Origin of the sequence: Fulvivirga kasyanovii, assembly GCF_009711405.1 — a bacterium.
Taxonomy (GTDB): Bacteria; Bacteroidota; Bacteroidia; order Cytophagales; family Cyclobacteriaceae; genus Fulvivirga; species Fulvivirga kasyanovii.
Window position 1 is genome coordinate 1 of the sequence record NZ_SMLW01000538.1, and the last position, 17294, is coordinate 17294.

Annotated in this window: 17 protein-coding genes; 5 read left to right on the forward strand and 12 right to left on the reverse strand. The window is 43.3% G+C overall.

Annotation, left to right across the window (positions count from 1 at the left end):
• Positions 1-390 precede the first annotated feature (390 nt).
• Positions 391-1164 (forward strand): tRNA pseudouridine(38-40) synthase TruA, encoded by a 774-nt coding sequence (gene truA / locus E1163_RS12510; protein WP_155172157.1) that lies wholly within the window; start codon positions 391-393, stop codon positions 1162-1164.
• A gap of 14 nt (positions 1165-1178) precedes the next feature.
• On the opposite strand, the gene E1163_RS12515 is transcribed toward truA, so the two are convergent.
• From E1163_RS12515 to E1163_RS12570, 12 genes are all read right to left on the reverse strand, one after another.
• A complete protein-coding gene (locus E1163_RS12515; protein ID WP_155172158.1) occupies positions 1179-1565 on the reverse strand; it encodes a hypothetical protein in 387 nt (128 codons plus the stop codon).
• 158 nt (positions 1566-1723) lie between these two features.
• Positions 1724-3619, reverse strand: coding sequence for a phosphoglycerate dehydrogenase (gene serA / locus E1163_RS12520; protein ID WP_155172160.1), 1896 nt, complete (start codon positions 3617-3619; stop codon positions 1724-1726).
• Positions 3620-3747: 128 nt separating this feature from the next.
• Positions 3748-4164 carry an arsenate reductase ArsC gene (locus tag E1163_RS12525; RefSeq protein WP_155172162.1) on the reverse strand — a complete coding sequence of 139 codons (417 nt, stop codon included), beginning with the start codon at positions 4162-4164 and terminating at the stop codon, positions 3748-3750.
• A gap of 57 nt (positions 4165-4221) precedes the next feature.
• Complete coding sequence (arsN2, locus tag E1163_RS12530; protein WP_155172164.1) at positions 4222-4653, reverse strand: arsenic resistance N-acetyltransferase ArsN2; 432 nt, start codon at positions 4651-4653, stop codon at positions 4222-4224.
• Positions 4631-5677, reverse strand: a complete 1047-nt coding sequence (arsB, locus tag E1163_RS12535) for an ACR3 family arsenite efflux transporter (RefSeq protein WP_155172167.1) — start codon at positions 5675-5677, stop codon at positions 4631-4633. The genes arsN2 and arsB overlap by 23 nt, the downstream gene beginning before the upstream one ends.
• 61 nt (positions 5678-5738) lie before the next feature.
• A complete protein-coding gene (locus E1163_RS12540; RefSeq protein WP_155172169.1) occupies positions 5739-6212 on the reverse strand; it encodes an ArsI/CadI family heavy metal resistance metalloenzyme in 474 nt (157 codons plus the stop codon).
• A 68-nt stretch (positions 6213-6280) separates the two neighbouring features.
• Positions 6281-6610 carry an ArsR/SmtB family transcription factor gene (locus E1163_RS12545; RefSeq protein ID WP_155172171.1) on the reverse strand — a complete coding sequence of 110 codons (330 nt, stop codon included), beginning with the start codon at positions 6608-6610 and terminating at the stop codon, positions 6281-6283.
• A 136-nt stretch (positions 6611-6746) separates the two neighbouring features.
• A complete protein-coding gene (gene pgi, locus E1163_RS12550) occupies positions 6747-8402 on the reverse strand; it encodes a glucose-6-phosphate isomerase (protein WP_155172174.1) in 1656 nt (551 codons plus the stop codon).
• A 224-nt stretch (positions 8403-8626) separates the two neighbouring features.
• Complete coding sequence (locus tag E1163_RS12555; RefSeq protein ID WP_155172176.1) at positions 8627-9193, reverse strand: hypothetical protein; 567 nt, start codon at positions 9191-9193, stop codon at positions 8627-8629.
• The gene (locus tag E1163_RS12560; RefSeq protein ID WP_155172179.1) at positions 9169-9930 is read right to left on the reverse strand and encodes an RDD family protein; all 762 of its coding nucleotides are present in this window, start codon (positions 9928-9930) and stop codon (positions 9169-9171) included. The genes E1163_RS12555 and E1163_RS12560 overlap by 25 nt, the downstream gene beginning before the upstream one ends.
• A 148-nt stretch (positions 9931-10078) precedes the next feature.
• Positions 10079-10975 carry a sterol desaturase family protein gene (locus tag E1163_RS12565; protein WP_185156070.1) on the reverse strand — a complete coding sequence of 299 codons (897 nt, stop codon included), beginning with the start codon at positions 10973-10975 and terminating at the stop codon, positions 10079-10081.
• Positions 10976-11022: 47 nt separating this feature from the next.
• On the reverse strand, positions 11023-11610 hold the full coding sequence (locus E1163_RS12570; protein ID WP_155172185.1) for a sigma-70 family RNA polymerase sigma factor: 588 nt from the start codon (positions 11608-11610) through the stop codon (positions 11023-11025).
• A 107-nt stretch (positions 11611-11717) separates the two neighbouring features.
• Between E1163_RS12570 and E1163_RS12575 the strand changes: the two genes are divergently transcribed.
• The 4 genes from E1163_RS12575 to E1163_RS12590 all read left to right on the forward strand — a co-directional run bounded on the left by E1163_RS12575 (position 11718) and on the right by E1163_RS12590 (position 17238).
• Positions 11718-12242 (forward strand): Rho termination factor N-terminal domain-containing protein, encoded by a 525-nt coding sequence (locus E1163_RS12575; protein WP_155172187.1) that lies wholly within the window; start codon positions 11718-11720, stop codon positions 12240-12242.
• A gap of 99 nt (positions 12243-12341) precedes the next feature.
• Positions 12342-13319, forward strand: a complete 978-nt coding sequence (locus tag E1163_RS12580) for an ion channel (protein ID WP_155172190.1) — start codon at positions 12342-12344, stop codon at positions 13317-13319.
• Positions 13320-13457: 138 nt separating this feature from the next.
• Positions 13458-15887: an ABC transporter permease gene (locus E1163_RS12585; RefSeq protein ID WP_155172193.1), complete on the forward strand. Its 2430-nt coding sequence runs from the start codon at positions 13458-13460 to the stop codon at positions 15885-15887.
• 190 nt (positions 15888-16077) lie between these two features.
• Positions 16078-17238: a hypothetical protein gene (locus E1163_RS12590; protein ID WP_155172196.1), complete on the forward strand. Its 1161-nt coding sequence runs from the start codon at positions 16078-16080 to the stop codon at positions 17236-17238.
• Positions 17239-17294: the final 56 nt, after the last annotated feature.

Genomic DNA, 17294 nt, shown 5'->3' on the forward strand with positions numbered 1-17294 from the left:
ATCAACAAGTTGAGTAATACGTCATCGGTATGAGAGAGGTACGAACGAAGAAGCAATCCCCCAATTATGGATGACAAAATTGAATCTTAATTGCGAATCAGTGTGTACCCGAAAACAGGGGATCATTTCGTCATGCTTCCTACCTACCTATGACGTATTACTCAGCATATGGGCATTTGCATATCTCGGGGTTTGAGTTTTGTCATCTCATTTTGTGCATTTTGTTAAAAATGTTAAGTCTCATGATGACGGTGCTGAACTGATTCCCCAACAATAAACAATGAATGGTAACCAGTGAACCAGCACCCAGCAACCAGCACCCAGCAACCAGCACCCAGTAAACCAGCAACCAGTAACCAGCGCAACCAGTAAATCCTTATCTTCGCAGGCATGCGGAAGTACTTTTATCTTGTTGAGCTTCAGTTTTTGGGTTTCAGGTATCATGGATGGCAGAAGCAGCCCAATGTGAAAACTGTTCAGGGTATGGTGGAAAAGACCCTGACTTTTATACTTGAACACGCTAATTTCAGGACCCTGGGTTCTTCCCGGACTGATGCCATGGTTTCGGCTAACCATTTTGCCTTTGAGCTTTTCATGAAAGAGCCGGTTGATACTGATTTTCTGCTGGAGCAGTTGAATATCAACCTGCCTAATGACATCAGGGCTTTGGGCGTGGAGGAGGTTTCGGAAAGTTTCAATGTGATCCAGGATTCGAAGGTTAAGGAGTACCTGTATCTGTTTTCATTCGGGGATAAGAATCATCCTTTTTGCGCTCCTTTTATGGTTTATATGAAGGAACACCTGGATATAGAGCTGATGAAGCAAGGGGCTAAGCTTTTTGAGGGAGCCCATAACTTTTCCAGCTATTGCTATAAACCTTCAGAGGAAACCATACTCCAAAGGGAGTTATTGGTTTGTGAAATTCGTAAAAATGATGTTTTTACCGCTAATTTTTTTCCTGAGCATAGCTACGCATTACATGTGCATGGTAAGGGATTTTTGAGGCACCAGGTGCGGCTTATGATGGGTACACTTTTCGCCCTGGGCAAAGGTGATATTACCCTGGAGGATATTGAAAAGTCGTTGCAAAACAGCCATACTGAGGCATTGAGTTTTATGGCACCGGCATCGGGTCTCATGCTCAATAACCTGCATTATAAGTGAGTTGTTAAGTGGCTTTACTCGATTTTGACAGGGTGGGTGAAAAACACCTTTGCATACAGCACAGCAAAAAGGGAGTAGGGAATGGTTGCCACCCATAGCCAGGTAGCAGCAGGCATAGCCAGGGCAGCTTTGATCAGTGCGATGCCGCCCACGCCAAAGTGAATTACATTGCCCATAGTTACCGGCCTGTAATAGATGCCACCCATTATGTTTCCTTTGGCCATCCAGTTGAGCATACCAAAAGCCATATACAAGGCTGCCATCATCTGGATCAATAAAACAGATATCCTGGTTTCTTCAATTCCGGTCAGGGCAAGTATTTCCTGAGGGAAGAATGAGGCCAATACACCAATTGCTCCAAGAAATACAGCGCTTGAGGCCATAAGAAGTTTGGTATTCATAAATCTGATGTTAATTTATTCCAAAGTAGACCTTTCAATGAATAAAACGGAAAGGATTTTAATAAGCGGATAATATTGAGGGGCGAAGCTAAGCTTTGGAAGGGGATTTCAGACTTCGGAAGGCTTTGAAAACTTCCGAAGTCCGTTTGCTTTATCTATTAATACAACACACGGAATTTGATCGTATGATCGATACTTCTGAGTGCTTTTATCAACTCTTTGTCATATTCCTTATCGATATCAGTGATCACATAACCGATTACTTCATTAGTTTTCAGGTATTGCCCTACGATATTGATATCATGGTCTGCCAGCACTTTATTGATCCTGGCAAGGATGCCCGGCATGTTTTCATGGATATGGATCAGCCTGTGAGCATTCTCCAAAGTGGGGAGCTGCAGGTTAGGGAAGTTGACACTGTTGGATGTGCTTCCGGTATTGATATAGTCCATGATCTTATTGGGCACAAAGTTCGCTATGTTCTCCTGGGCCTCAATGGTGCTACCACCGATGTGCGGAGAAAGGATAGTGTTGGGCAGGTTTCTCAGTTCGGAAATGAACTCTTCATCATTGCTTTTAGGCTCCTGAGGAAACACATCTACAGAAGCGCCTGCTACTTTACCACTTTCTATATTCGCCTTCAAAGCAGCTATATCTACCACATGTCCACGGCTCAGGTTAAGGAATATCACCTTGTCCCTCATCATTTCAAACTCCCGCTCACCGATCATATCCTTGTTTTCCGGACGTCCGTCTACATGGAGGGTTACAATGTCTGCTATATTCAGGAGTTCCTCAAGGGAGCTGCATTTTCTGGCATTACCCAGGGCCAGTTTTTCTTCAACATCATAGTAATATACAATGAGTCCCAGAGATTCCGCTAATACGGATAGCTGGGCGCCGATATTTCCGTACCCGATGATCCCCAGGCTCTTGCCTCTGATCTCAAAGCTGCCTTTGGCTGATTTGTCCCACTTGCCTTCGTGCATGGCAGAAGAGCGATCAAAAAGCTTTCGCATCAGTACGATGATTTCGGCAATGGCCAGCTCTACTACAGAGCGGGTGTTGCTGAATGGTGCATTGAATACGGCAACTCCTTTTTTCAGGCATGCTTCCAGGTCTATCTGGTTGGTGCCGATACAGAAAGCCCCAACGGCGATCAACCTGTTGGCTGATTCAAGAACACGTGCTGTTACCTGCGTTTTTGACCGGATACCCAGTATTGATACGTTTTTGATCTTTTCGCAAAGTTCGTCTTCGTCCAGTCCGGCAGGATATACCTCAACATTATAGCCCTCATGTTTCATCAGTTCAATGGCGCGTGGGTGTACATTTTCCAGCAACAGTACATTGATCCTGTTTTTAGGGTAAGAGATAGCAGTGTTCATTTTGTTTATATATAAAAATTCATCAAGACTAGGAGTGATGTGGTCTGCTTTTTCAAGAATGTTCTCGCGCTCCACATTTTCGGTAAAGGCATAAAATTTATTAGCCAGACCGGCGGCTTTGATCTCATAATCAGTATAACCGTCACCGATTACATATACATCGCCCTGCAGGTTCAGTTTACGCAGTTGTTCTACTTTACCATTATTGGATGAAAGGGCGTTGTTGCGGTCATAGCCGACTATTTTTCCGCTTTCGTCAAACTCAAATGAATTGGCAAATACATTCTCGGGCTTCACGTGGTACTCGGAAACGATAGGAACTATAAAATCCCTGAATCCATTGGAAATAATAAATATTCTGTCTGAATGTTTATCAAAAAACTCCTTGTTTCTCTTGAAGCTCTTGGAGACATGCTTTTTAAGTTTCTCTACCAGAGGGCCAAGGTCTTTTTTGTGGGCATCAAGGAGGGCCAGGCGCTGTTCCAGGGACTCACGTAAATTGAGTGCCCCACTCATGCCTACATCAGTGATATCTTTGATCTTTTGGATGCGGTCGTCCTTTTCAGGATGCCCTTCAAGAGAGATTTCTGCCAATACGTCCAAAGCCTCTACCTGAGTGAACGTACTGTCAAAATCTATGACGAAATTTTTCTTGCCGTTTTGCATTGCATTTGAGGTTACAGGACGAAATAAAGGGATTAATTTTCCTTATAAAAGAGTTTGTCAATAAAAAATAAACAGTTTCAATCCGCAACCGATTGCAATCACTGACTTAAGAAGTTGCCCCCTGAGTTTTACTTCAGGTGTTCTTTTACAAAAGCTGACGAATAGTCTTTGATCATCTGTCTGACTTTTCTGAATTCATCCAAAATCTCATCCTCACTTCCTGTCGCTTTGGCAGGATCAGGAAAGTTGTAGTGAAATTTTTCTGCAGACGAGGGGAAGTAAGGGCAGCGCTCTTTGGCATTGTCGCAAACCGTGATCACATAGTCGAAAGGTATATCTGTATATTCATCAATATGGTTAGAGGTATGGCCGCTGATGTCGATGCCGTCTTCTTTCATAATTTTAATGGCTCTGGGGTTTACCCCATGGGTTTCGACGCCAGCACTGTAGACCTTCGCTTTGTTGTTGGCAAAGTGTCGCAGGTATCCTTCTGCAATCTGGCTGCGGCATGAGTTGCCGGTACATAGTACTAGGATTTTCGTCATGGCTTAGTTTTTATAGTATTGAGATTTTAGTCTTGAGTATTGAGGTGTTTTTAGGGGTTATAGTGATAGTGACATACATACTGCTGATGCAGGGCATAGGTGTTGAAATTCTTTGCTTTGTTTTACCGGTGTGGGCACCTGTTCACGGTCGGTAATTTCGAATCCCAGCCTGGTGAAAAAGCCTTCTGCAGTTTCAGTTAAAATAAAAAGCTTACTTAGGTTAAGTTTTTCGGATTCTTTGATCATTTCATGAATCAGGTTGGTTCCAAGCCCGTTTTTATGTTTGTCGGCGTTGACGGCAACTGATCTCAGTAAGGCATTGGGGCCGTATATTTCCAGTGCGGCTATGGCCTGTAGTCTGCCATCGTCCAAGGCTCCGATCACATGAAACTGCGAAAGGTCAAAATCTTCGGAAGGAAGGTTGTTCTCTTTCAGTAATCCTAGTGCCTGATCTTCATATGAACTGTCAAGCTTTTTGAAATTGATCATAATATTTTCTTTTAAGCCAAAATGAAACGTGTACCAAACCTATTAAAGCAGGGACTTCAACCAAAGGGCCAATTACTCCTGTAAATGCTTGTCCGCTGTTGAGCCCGAATACTGCAATGGCTACAGCTATAGCCAATTCAAAGTTATTACCTGCTGCCGTAAAAGCAATGGAAGCATTCTCATCATATTTTGCTCCCATGGCCTTGCTGGTAAAAAATCCGATGATGAACATCAGTGCAAAATAAACCAGCAATGGGATGGCTATTCTGATAACATCCATAGGTATGCTTACGATAAGTTCTCCTTTCAGGCTAAACATAACTATAATTGTAAATAGTAAAGCAATGAGAGTAACTGGGGAGATGGCAGGTATGTACTTTTCGGTATACCATTTTTCTCCTTTGATCTTTACCAGAATGACCCGGCTCAGTAAACCGGCCATAAAAGGTATGCCCAGGTATATGGCAACGCTCTCTGCAATTGTGGCTATAGAAATGTCCACTATGGCACCGTCAAACCCAAAGTATGGAGGCAGGACGGTGATAAATACCCAGGCATAGAAGCTGTATGCAAATACCTGGAAAATACTGTTGAGTGCCACCAGGCCAGCGCCGTACTCACTGCTTCCCTCCGCGAGGTCGTTCCAGACCAGTACCATGGCAATGCAGCGGGCCAGTCCAATGAGAATGAGGCCAACCATGTATTCAGGGTGGTCTTGCAGGAAAATAATAGCCAGAACAAACATCAATACCGGGCCAATGACCCAATTGAGCAGGAGTGATATGCCGAGGATTTTGACATTTCTGAAAACTTTCGGTAGCAGCTTGTAGTTTACTTTTGCCAACGGAGGGTACATCATGAGGATAAGGCCTATGGCAATAGGAATATTTGTAGAGCCTTTGGTAAATGAATTAATGAAGGTAGACGTGGAAGGGTAGGCGTAGCCAAGCCCGACGCCAATAGCCATGGCCAGAAAGATCCAAAGGGTGAGATAGCTGTCTAAAAAGCTGAGTTTTTTCTTCATGATTTTATTATGCAATTGTTCAGATAAAAATATCCCCGGAAAAATTTCCGGGGATATATGTCTATGCGCAGCAGGAGGCACTTTCACCCTCAGCTACTGAGCTTTCAGGAGCGCAGCAAGCACCTTCTTCGGCGTGCTTTTCGTCGTTTTCTTCCACATCTTCCATAAACTGGTAAACTTCCCACTTGTAGCCATCGGGGTCAGTAACCCAGAATTTGTCCTGTTTGGCGTAGCAGCATTTAACTTCCTTCTCCACGTCAATGGGGAGGTCGTGGTGCATCGCGTTGCCTAGCCTTCTTTTTAGCTCCTCAGGGTCGTTGACCTCAATACCAAAGTGGATAAAGTCAGGCTTGACCGGTTTGGGTGATTGTATGAAAGATATATTCAGGGATGGTGCATCCAGTAAAAACTTGGCGTAATCCTTTTTGGTTTTTACCGGCTCCTTTTCAAAGAATTTCGAATAAAACGCTATAGTGTTTTCAATATTTGAAACATAATAGCTGGCATGTACTCTTGGGAATGTTGTCGTTTCCATAATCTTCGTGTAAAGTTAGAAATTAAATTATTATATCGTAATATTACGATTGGAATGAGCAAAATTTTTTAACAGCAGTTGTTCTTGCTGCTATAAGATTCGAAAAGATCGCCGAGCAGGTTTTTTGCCTTAAGCCATGTTACCTCATTGATGCAGTAACAAACACTTGGCCCTTCAATGGTACCTTTGATAAGTCCTGCTGTCTTAAGTTCTTTCAAATGCTGGGAGACTGTGGATTGTGAGAGAGGCAGTTCGTCAACTATGTCTCCACAAACGCATGAATTAGTCTTCACCAGAAATTGAATGATTGCAATCCTTGCAGGATGACCCAGTGCTTTGGCCAGTCTGGCTATTTCATTCTGTTCTGCGGTGAATTTTTCTATCTTGGATAAGCCCATAATTCCTTAATCGTAATTTTACGATAAATGTTTCAGGTACGGTAAATTTTTTTCTAACTTTTTTTAATCAGGCATTCATCCTATCTCTGAAATGCTTGCTGTAAAGTAGTGATAAATGCCTGACCTATATGGTGTTTTATTCGTTTCTAAAGGATTTGTAGCTATTGATCAACCCGTTTGTAGATCCGTCGTGGGAGCTGACAGCTTCCTTGCCGGATAGCTCAGGCAGTATTTTCTTGGCAAGCTGCTTGCCTAATTCCACACCCCACTGATCAAAACTGTAAATGTTCCAGATTACACCCTGTACAAAGATCTTGTGCTCGTACATGGCTATCAGGCTTCCCAGTGTTCTGGGGTCAAGTTTTTTAAACAGGATGGAGTTTGTAGGCCTGTTTCCTTCAAAAACCTTGAAAGTTTTCAATTCATTGATCTCACTTTCCGAAAGCTTTTGGTCTTTCAGTTCACCCAGCACCTCTTCTTCTGTTTTTCCGTTCATCAGAGCCTCTGTTTGAGCGAAGAAGTTTGCCATCAGCTTATCGTGGTGGTCGCCAAGCGGGTTATGGCTGATCGCAGGGGCCAGGAAATCGCACGGGATAAGCTTAGTGCCCTGATGGATCAGTTGATAGAACGCATGTTGTCCGTTGGTACCAGGCTCTCCCCAGATGATAGGACCTGTCTGGTAATTCACTTTTTTGCCATTTCTGTCTACATACTTACCATTGCTTTCCATATCGCCCTGCTGGAAATAGGCTGCAAAGCGGTGCATGTATTGATCGTACGGCAGCAGTGCGTGGGATTCAGCCTCGAAAAAGTTGTTATACCAAATGCCCAGCAACGCCAGGATCACCGGGATATTTTGCTCAAAAGGCTGACTTTTGAAGTGGTTGTCCATAGCATGGGCACCCTCAAGCAGCGCTTCAAAGTTTTCATATCCGATAGTGCAGGCAATGGAAAGGCCTATAGCAGACCACAAAGAGTAGCGTCCACCGACCCAGTCCCAGAAACCGAACATGTTTTGTGTATCGATGCCAAAATCCGCCACGGCTTTGTCATTGGTAGAGATCGCTACAAAGTGCTTCTTGATATGCTCTTCATCTTTGGCGATTTCCATGAACCAGTCGCGGGCACTATGCGCATTCGTCATGGTTTCCTGCGTGGTGAATGTCTTAGAGGCAATCATGAAAAGCGTTGTCTCAGGGTCAACTTTCTTTAAAGTTTCCGCTATATGTGTGCCGTCCACATTAGATACGAAGTGTACCTCTATTCCTGGTTTTTGATAGGCTTTTAAAGCCTCGGTAACCATTACCGGCCCGAGGTCGGAGCCACCTATACCTATGTTTACTATTGAAGTAATCTGTTTGCTGGTATATCCTTTCCATTCCCCGCTGAGTACGGCTCCGGAAAATTGCTTCATTTTTTCCAGCACTGCATTAACGGCAGGCATTACATCTTCTCCGTCAACCTTTACCGGGTTGTTGGACCTGTTTCTTAAAGCGGTATGCAATACAGCACGACCTTCTGTTTTGTTGATAGGTTCACCGGAAAACATGGCATCAATGGCTACTTTAAGGTCTGTTTCTTTGGCCAGTGCCAGCAGGTTATCCCGGGTTTCTCCGGTTATCCTGTTTTTTGAGAAGTCCACCAGTATATTTTCAAACCTGAGACTGAACTTTTCAAAGCGGTCTGCATCTCCGGCAAACAACTCCTTCAGGTGAGTCGATTTAATACTATTGTAATGGTTTTTCAGTTTTTTCCAGGCTGAGGTTGTAGTTGGGTCTGTTGATGGAAACATGTATCTAAAGGTTTTTATCGTTCAAATTTGTGCAGGCGAATTTAGCAAAGCCTGACGCTTAATAAAAGCCTGCATATGCAATCTAAGTTAAGTTTTTATCAACAACAGGTGAGGTGTTTTTATGTTTAAAGGCGATTGAAAGTTTTTACAACGTTTGAAATGGATGGAAACCTCATCTGGGAAGTGAGACCCATGGATAAGGGTGTTTGCAAAAAAAAGATCTGTTATTTTCTTCTCATCAGCATAGTCCAGAGGGTTTGCCAGGTGGAACCGTCTTTTGAGATAGCCAGTTTCCAATCCACCGTATGTTCATCTATCAGGTCGAAGGTGATCCGGGCAATTGTTTTTTCTTCCGAATTATAGGTTGTTCTGAAAAACTCACCATGACTGGCAGTAGTAAAAGTCCCGGCAAAAGGCTCTTTTACGGCAGGGTGCAGGCTATCCATCCAGTAGATAAGCCATTTGCCTGCGTCCTCGTCGTAATACCGCAGGCTATAACCTTCCAACTGCTGCGGTTCGGCCATATCTTCCCAGAAGAACCTGACTTCGCCATGCCAATGTTCTTCGATGGCCTGTTTGTTAAGGATGTATTTTACCTCCGTCCGGGCCTCATATTCAAGCCAGTCACCATTTTTGTCGAGTATCTTCTGTTCAATATGCCACTGGTCGATCCAAAAATCGAACTGGCCGGACTGGTTTTCCTGGGCAATTGCTGTTGATATCAGGGGTAGCAGGGCAATGATTATGATGAAAAGCCTGGGCATGGTCAGTACAATTCGATTAGTTTCCATTCACCTCCGGGTGCTTTTTCCAGGTAAGTGCTTACAGTAATATCCTGCTCATTGCCCAAAACGGTAATGTTTAGCTGGGCTTGTCCGTACCCGTTACTGATATTAATATTTCCCGTAGGCATCATGCCGTACCCTTTAATACCTCCCGTTTCCTGTATTATTTGATCGTTTTGTTCAATGGCGGCAACAGACACTTTATAGGCATCTGAGTTTTTCATGGCGCTCCCGGCAAACAAAATGATACCACCGATAGCTATGACTGCTATGGCTATTAAAGGTAATATTCGCGGCAGTTTTCCGGGTTTAGCCGGATTGTTGAATACCATTGTATGAAAAACTCTGTCACCCAGCCTTTTCATGTCGTTACCGGTGACCAGCACCAGAAATTCGACAGGCCAGATCACGAGCAAAAGGTTGCGCCCCAACAGCCGCGCAAATGTGGGAGGGGAGCTGGTATCGTGTTCGTTACGAACCATTATGCCCATGACCCATTTACCTATGCTTATGCCCCGTATCGCATCCTTGGACATGTACAAAAACATGCCCGGGATCATGGCCAGGAACATGGTGCCTATCATTTTGAAAACACCTTCTTCATTCATGAAGTTAGTGCCCAAAGCAGCAAACACCAGGGCTACGATAAGGAATGTCATCGCGACATGGTCAATTAAAAATGCTCCGATTCTTCTGCCAATGCTGGCTTTTACCAAAGGCTGTTCAGGGATACTGTCTAACATGCAAGTGTTTTTTTAATGTTATATATTTTAATTGTGCAATAAAAGACAATTTGCCCTGAGTCCCAATTCTTTGTGCATTCAATATCTCATAGGCTTGCAGATTTTGTGTGAAATATGCTCTGCTGTGCCTGATATGGAATTCTGATAGTTAACAACAATTTTTAAGACTAAAGGGAAATTTTAAATGCTCAAGGTAATCAGCCTTGCCGGGATATTGAACGGTGTCACTTTTAACCACACCGACCTCTTCGACCAGCTCATTTTTATTGTAAAACGTACCGCATACCTGGTCCCAAAAGGGCAGAATGTTACCGAAGTTCTTCGCCTGTGCCATGTTTGTGCTATGATGGAAGTGATGCAGCTTTGGGGTTACAATAATGTAGTCTAATATGCCTGTGTATGTTTTGATATTGGCATGTGAGAGATAAGCGACCACCATGTGCATAATAGCAACTGAAAAGAGTACATTTTCGCTGAACCCCAGAAGAAGAAGCGGGGCAATTTTGAAAAAGGTATTCAAAAATATATTTAGAGGGTGTATCCAGTTGGTTTTAAACCAGTTTAAAGAAGTGGGCAAATGATGTACGGCATGGACTTTCCATAAAAAAATGCTTAATGAGGAGCTTTGGTTTCCGATATGGCTGATCCTGTGGTACACGTATGGCAGGAGCTCCCCGATTATGCTGGCAATAATAAAGTTGACAATAAAAGGGAAGCCGTTCCATAAAGATATTCCTGTAGAATAGTAACCGTGCAACTCCAAAATAGCAGCTATAGCTATAGTCTTGGCCAGGGCATCAAACATCGCCGTAGAAAAGAAGAGGTGCTTGAGGTCAGTTTGCAGCGATTTTTTCTCTGCTTTCCAATGTGCTTTTAAAGGTATGGTCCGCTCTAGTGCAAGTATATAAATAAAGGTAAACAGGAAAAGGGCATAAGTAGTCAGCTCTTTATTAACACCCGTACGGATACATAAGTAAGTAGCTACGCCAGTGATGATCAGGAGCAGAGGTACTGCTACATACGACAACAAATAGGAAGTTTTCATTTTCATTTTTCTCCTATAGTCGCGGGAGGGGTATGAAAAGACGCAGCCTAAATCATTAAATTGAGCCGGCTTATTTCTTTAAGCAGCTCTTCAGGCAGTTCACAAGTGTTTTTTAGTTGAAAATCAACAGGTTCTCCCCGGTCATTCCATTCTACATTTACGCATCCCAGGATGATTTCCTTCAACTTTTGCCGGCCTCTTTGTATTCTGGATTTTGTTGCGGTGAGTGTCAGCCCCAATTGCAGGGCTATTTGTTTTTGAGGTACCTGCTCTATGTCGCTGAGGTAAAGTGCTGAGCTATATTGTTGGGGAAGGTAATTCTTAATGATGAACCCTGAAAGGTCACATACGCAGTTTTGTGAATCAGCTTTAGCGGTCAGGGACAATAAATTTTCTTTTCCCCGCTCTATGGTGTCTCGCTTTCGATAGTGATCGCTAATTGTATTTCTGGCCACCTGGAAAAGCCATGCCGTATGATTCCGGATTTCCACCCCGCTGGCAAAAGCCTGGTAAAGTTTTAAACCTACTTCCTGCAGTAAGTCATCAGCCAGCTCTTCTTCCCCGGTTTTAGACCGTATGAAAGTGAGCAGGTTTGCATTTTGAGATTCCCAGGTATCGTTAAAATTCTTTTCCATGTGTTGCAGACTTGGTTATACGAACTACGGGTGACAGAGTTATTTAAATCCGGAGACTAACAAACGCTGCTTTGTACTGTTTTCTAGTTAGATAAATGGAAAATGCTATGAGAGGAAAATTAAATAAACACGGAAAATACGAGCTGTTTGAGACCACCCATGGGCATCAAATACTGGCTCTTGATGATAAAGAATATTATGCATTAGTAGAAGGGCAGCAGGGAGACATCATTGTCCACTCTGACGCTGACCACAAAAAGCAAAAGACCCTGCAAAAAGGAGAGTTCTATCTGGCAGATTTTGACGACGATCCCGAGTTCAGGGATCAGCCGCATCTGTTTATGGAGAAGGGTGAGCATTATACAGAACTTATTCTGCCCAACGGACTACCTACAAAAAGCAACCATCAGAAGAAATTGGTGAGGACCGATGAAAAAATATCCAAAGGCACGATCAAAGAGCATATTAAGGGCAAGGGCAATAAGGGTACTGAAAAGCAGTATGAGGATAAACCGGAAGGGTTGAGGGCCAAAACGAAAGAGGAGCTTTACGAAAAGGCGAAGGAAGAAGAGGTCGAAGGACGATCTAAAATGGACAAGGAGGAGTTGGTTAAAAACCTGAAAGATAAATAGCAAGTGATATAAAACATGGCATCCGCCCAGTTTGATCGGTTCCATGAACTTCACTTTGTGGCCGTGGCTGGTGTGTTAATCATTTAAAACCCAACAAGAATGTACAATTATACCTGTTTAGTTGCCGGGGTAGTGATCCTGGCCATTGTTTTTTTTGACTTTTTTTACACCACTTTATCAGGAAGTGGTTTTACTTTTTTAACCAGGACCTGCGCTTCCCTTACACATAAAATAATACTGTTGGTCGCTAAGGTTACAGGCAGAAAGCTATTGAGCATATCGGGCATGCTGGTCAACCTGGTCATCCTTGCCATGTGGGTGTTGTTGGTTTGGGCAGGTCTTTTTCTTGTTTATTCTTTTCATCCTTCCGGTATACTGAACAGTAATGACCAGGTAGCCACCTCAATCCAAAGGCTTTATATGAGTGGATATGTCCTTTCTACATTGGGTATGGGTGATGTGAAGCCGGTGACACCACTTTTTGAAGTCATTACCAGCTTTTTCTCCTTTTTCGGGTTTGCCTTTTTTACCACCTCTATGACCTACCTGCTATCGGTTTCATCGGCAGTGATCCAAAAGCGTTCCCTGGCACTTTCTATCAGGAATTTTGGCAAGACTCCTATGCAGGCAGTAAACAGTTTAATGCGTATGGATAATAACCTTCGGTGCTATCAGTTATCCAGCCTGCAGTCTATGATCAACAAACATTCTAATTTCTACCAGGCATATCCCGTATTGCACTATTATCATCATATGGGAGTGGATGCCTCCTTGGCCGTTAATGTAGCAGTACTTGACGAGGCTTTAAGTATTATCATGCATAGTGAAGGTTCTACCGAACTTGGACGCGAAGTAGAGTCACTGAGAGCAGCCCTTGATGATTTGCTTGAACACCTGAAAAACCGCTTTGAGGAGGAGACTGATTATACTCCCGACATAAATTGGGCCTCTTTAGACCTTCCACAGGGGTTGGTCGGCAATGGGTTTTCAACAGGGGATAATTTGAAACAAAGACGCCGGATTTTAGGTGGTTTGCTAAGAAATGAGGGCAGAACCTGGGATGAGGTTTATACATGATCCGTAAATAATGGATTGACCGGCAGACCCTTACACAAAAATTTTTTTTTCGTACGCTGTAACTTTTGTAATTGATCAGTAGTCTAAGCGGCAGGTCAAAAAACTCCGGAGAACCAACTCCGCCTAAACGATAACAACATGCTGAAAAATTACATTAAAGTTGCAGTAAGGAACATATTCAAGCATCGGGTATTTTCCTTCATTAATATTTTTGGTCTTGCAGTGGGCATGTCCGTATGCATGCTCATCATCATGCTGGTGGCTGATCAGATGATGAATGACCGCCATAACCCTAACAAAGGCCGTATTTACAGAGTGAATACTTTGCCTTATTACAACGGCAATAAGCACCAGGAAGGAAATGAAACAGCCACCACCTCGTTGCCAATCAGGGATGAGCTATTGAACAACTATACTGGTGTGGAATCGGCAGTGCGGCTGGTTCGCGGGTTCGGAAATAACTGGATTGAGCTTGAGCCGGGCAATGACATCAATATTCCGGTAAGCGGCTATTTCGCCGATCAGGGTGTATTGCAAATGTTTGCCTATGAATTGCTCTATGGCGATGAAGCAACAGCCCTGGTGCAGCCATATTCGGTTGTTTTAACCAAGAAAGCGGCTGAAAAGCTGTTTAAAGTTGAAAATCCGGTGGGGGAAACCTTAAAAGTAGGGGAGTTGGGCACCTACACGGTAACTGGCGTGCTCAAAGAAACCGAAAACAAATCGCACATTGTGGTGGAGGCATTCGCCAGCATGTCCACCCTCAAGAGCCTGCAGGCTGCGGGAGTGATGAGCAATGAAAATGAAGACTGGTACAACTTCCATACAGGTTGGGTTTACATTATGACTGAAGAAGGGAAGACCGCGGAAGACATTAATAAACATCTTGCCAAAATACATGATGATCATTTTTCTAAGCTTCCGACACCGGAAACCACCGCAGCTACCTACCGGTTACAACCGCTGCTGTCCATTACGCCGGGGCCGCTGGTTAACAATCCGATTGGCCCATTCATGCCGTGGCTGATCATCTACTTTTTATCCGGACTGGCAGCAGTTATTCTGATCACCTCATGCTTTAATTTTACCAATTTGTCCATAGCCCGCTCTATGGGCCGGGCACGGGAAATTGGTGTACGCAAAGTGACTGGAGCAAAGCGCTCGCAGATATTTATTCAGTTTATCAGTGAGTCTGTAGTGATAGCCTTCTTTGGACTTGTGCTGGCTCTCATCCTGCTGGTAGGGCTTAAACCGTTTTTGCTCGATCTGGCCTTCACAAGAGCTATGCACTGGAACATTACGGCCAACTATGTGGTATATGCTGTTTTTGTTGCCTTTGCTTTGGTGGTTGGCATTTTGGCAGGTATGTTCCCGGCTATCGTGCTTTCAGGGTTTAATCCGATTAAAGTGTTAAAAAACCTTAACAGCACCAAACTGATGTCTAAGATCGGTATGCGCAAAGCTTTGCTGGTGGTCCAGTTTTCATTTTCCCTGATATTTATTCTTACCGTTATTGTGATCTACAATCAACTGAACCTTTTCCTGCATAGCGATTATGGATTTAACCCAAAACAAAAGATTGTGATCCAGAAAGGAGATACTTCCTACGAGTCACTCAAGGCAGAACTTTTGAAGCAAAGCAATATTACCAGTGTTTCCCTGGCATCGCACATCCCGTCGGCCGGAGTGGTATATAATGAGGACTTTAAAAAGGATCTCAATGAAGAGGCCTGGACCGGATTGCGGTATTTTGCAGTAGATGAAGATTATCTGGTGAATATGGAAATACCATTGCTGGCAGGGAAATTCTTTACGGCAGAAGCCGGAGAATCAAATAAGAATGCCATTGTGATTAATGAAACGGCTGTAGGCGCCCTCAGTTATGCTTCAATCAGTGAAGCCATAGGGCAGGTGATCATCAACAAGAGGGATTCGTCTGAAATGCAGATTATTGGTGTAGTCAGGGATTACACACATGAAATGGCTGTAGAGAAGCTTGAGCCTATGGCCCTGATGTACAGGCCGGAGGAGTTCAGCATGTTTCAGGTCGGCTATAGCGGTGATTACGATCAGGCATCAGCGGCCATAGAGCAGGCCTGGGCGAAAGTAAATCCTGGTTTGAAGGTAGAGATAAGAGACTTTGAGGCGAAAATGGGCGAGCTGTATGAGATCCTTTTCGGAACCCTGGTAAAGGTAATCGGCTTTATAGCTACACTGGCCATTATCATTTCCTGCCTTGGCCTCCTGGGTATGGCCACTTACACCATAGAAACACGCAAAAAGGAAATTTCCCTCCGCAAAGTGCTGGGTATTTCTAATGGTTCACTGGTCTACACACTGTCTAAAGGATACATGATCATCCTGTTGCTGGCTGTGCTCATTGCCGTGCCTGTAGCATATTTCGGTAATACCCTTTGGCTGGAAAATTTCAGTGCTCACGTTACAGTGGATTTTCTAACCATTATTATTGGTGTATTGATACTCATGGTGCTGGGTGTGCTTACTATTGGCTCACAAACTATCCAGGCTTTGTTTGTTAATCCCGTAGATAATTTGAAAAGTGAGTAAATCATACCTCAGGGGAGCTTTGCCAAACTTCTGAATAGTTAATTTTAGCTTTCCCGCCTGCTTATGGCGGGAATTCTTTATTCTTGCTACATTGAATAAAGAGATCAAAAGCAAGCATAATTTTAATCACTAGAAATGGTGTAGTATTCCATTTGTAGAATGCTGATTTTTGACGTTAAACTTTAACCCGATGAAATCTACCGAAGAAATTCAGGAGGAATTTGATAATCTTCCGGAAAGTTATGATATGATGAAGGCTATAGCTCTGGAAAGGGACAGTCTGGTGGAAATGGCTGCCAAACACCCTCTCTATGAAATTGAGCCTTTCTTTTTACAGCTTAACAATGAATTTTATGATGACGACTATTCCTTTCTCATCGAAACCGAGGATGATTATAATCCGGAAAAAGATGAGTTGTACACGCTCTGGGTAGATATGGAGCTGAGGAAAACTTTTTACCGGGTGCATCATTTAGGAGCCAGCACAAGTTATGAGACTACTTTTGAATATCATGAGGACTACTATAAAAGTGTTACCGTCTTCATCAATAGTAATGGAATAAAGCCCATTAAGCTGGCTTACCTCTATTTTAATGAAGATGTACCGGATGTATATATAGAGTGCTCCACTTACGGAATGATCGAAAAAAAGTACCAAAGTGAAGATTACCAGCTTAACGGCTACAAAATGAGCATGCCGGGAACGGATTATGAATACGATGTGCAGTTTGAATACGACTATGATGGAGCTTTGGAGCGCATAACCGGAAAGTCCATAGATGATGCCAATTCCAAAATCATTTTCCAGAGGCCTGATAAAAGCCAGAATATGGAAGACACCTTAACTATCATAGAAGATCATTTGGTAGAGGAGATTACTGATCAGATACAGAAAAAGGTGAAGCTTGACAGAAGAATATATTGCATTCTGCTGGAGTACACCATGCAGGGGCCATTTCCTCCCACCGTGGCCATGGGGCTGGAATCCGAAGTTGAAGGGGTATGGGACGAAGCAAAAATCCATGAGTATTACAATGCACCCGAGATGCATTATTTCTCTGAGACGGGCATGCTTCCTATAGATCTGTATTCTGAAGAACTGGAGAAGGCTTATATCTTCTTTAATCAAAATTATGACATCATGAACCTGACCGATAAGGAGTTTAACCATTGGGAGGAGCAGGTAAAGCAACTCTACCTCAGAGTCTGCAAGAGGATCATACACATGGACTTTTCGATGTCATTCATAAAAACCGATAACTTTTTAGTAATCGCCAAAGACTTCGAAGCCTCCAACGAAGAAGATTATTATCAAGAGATGATGAAGTACAAAAAAGAAAAAGGTTTGTGACAACACATACAGTATCGAACTAAACCCCTGCTTTACTAAGCCTCCAAGGATTAGTA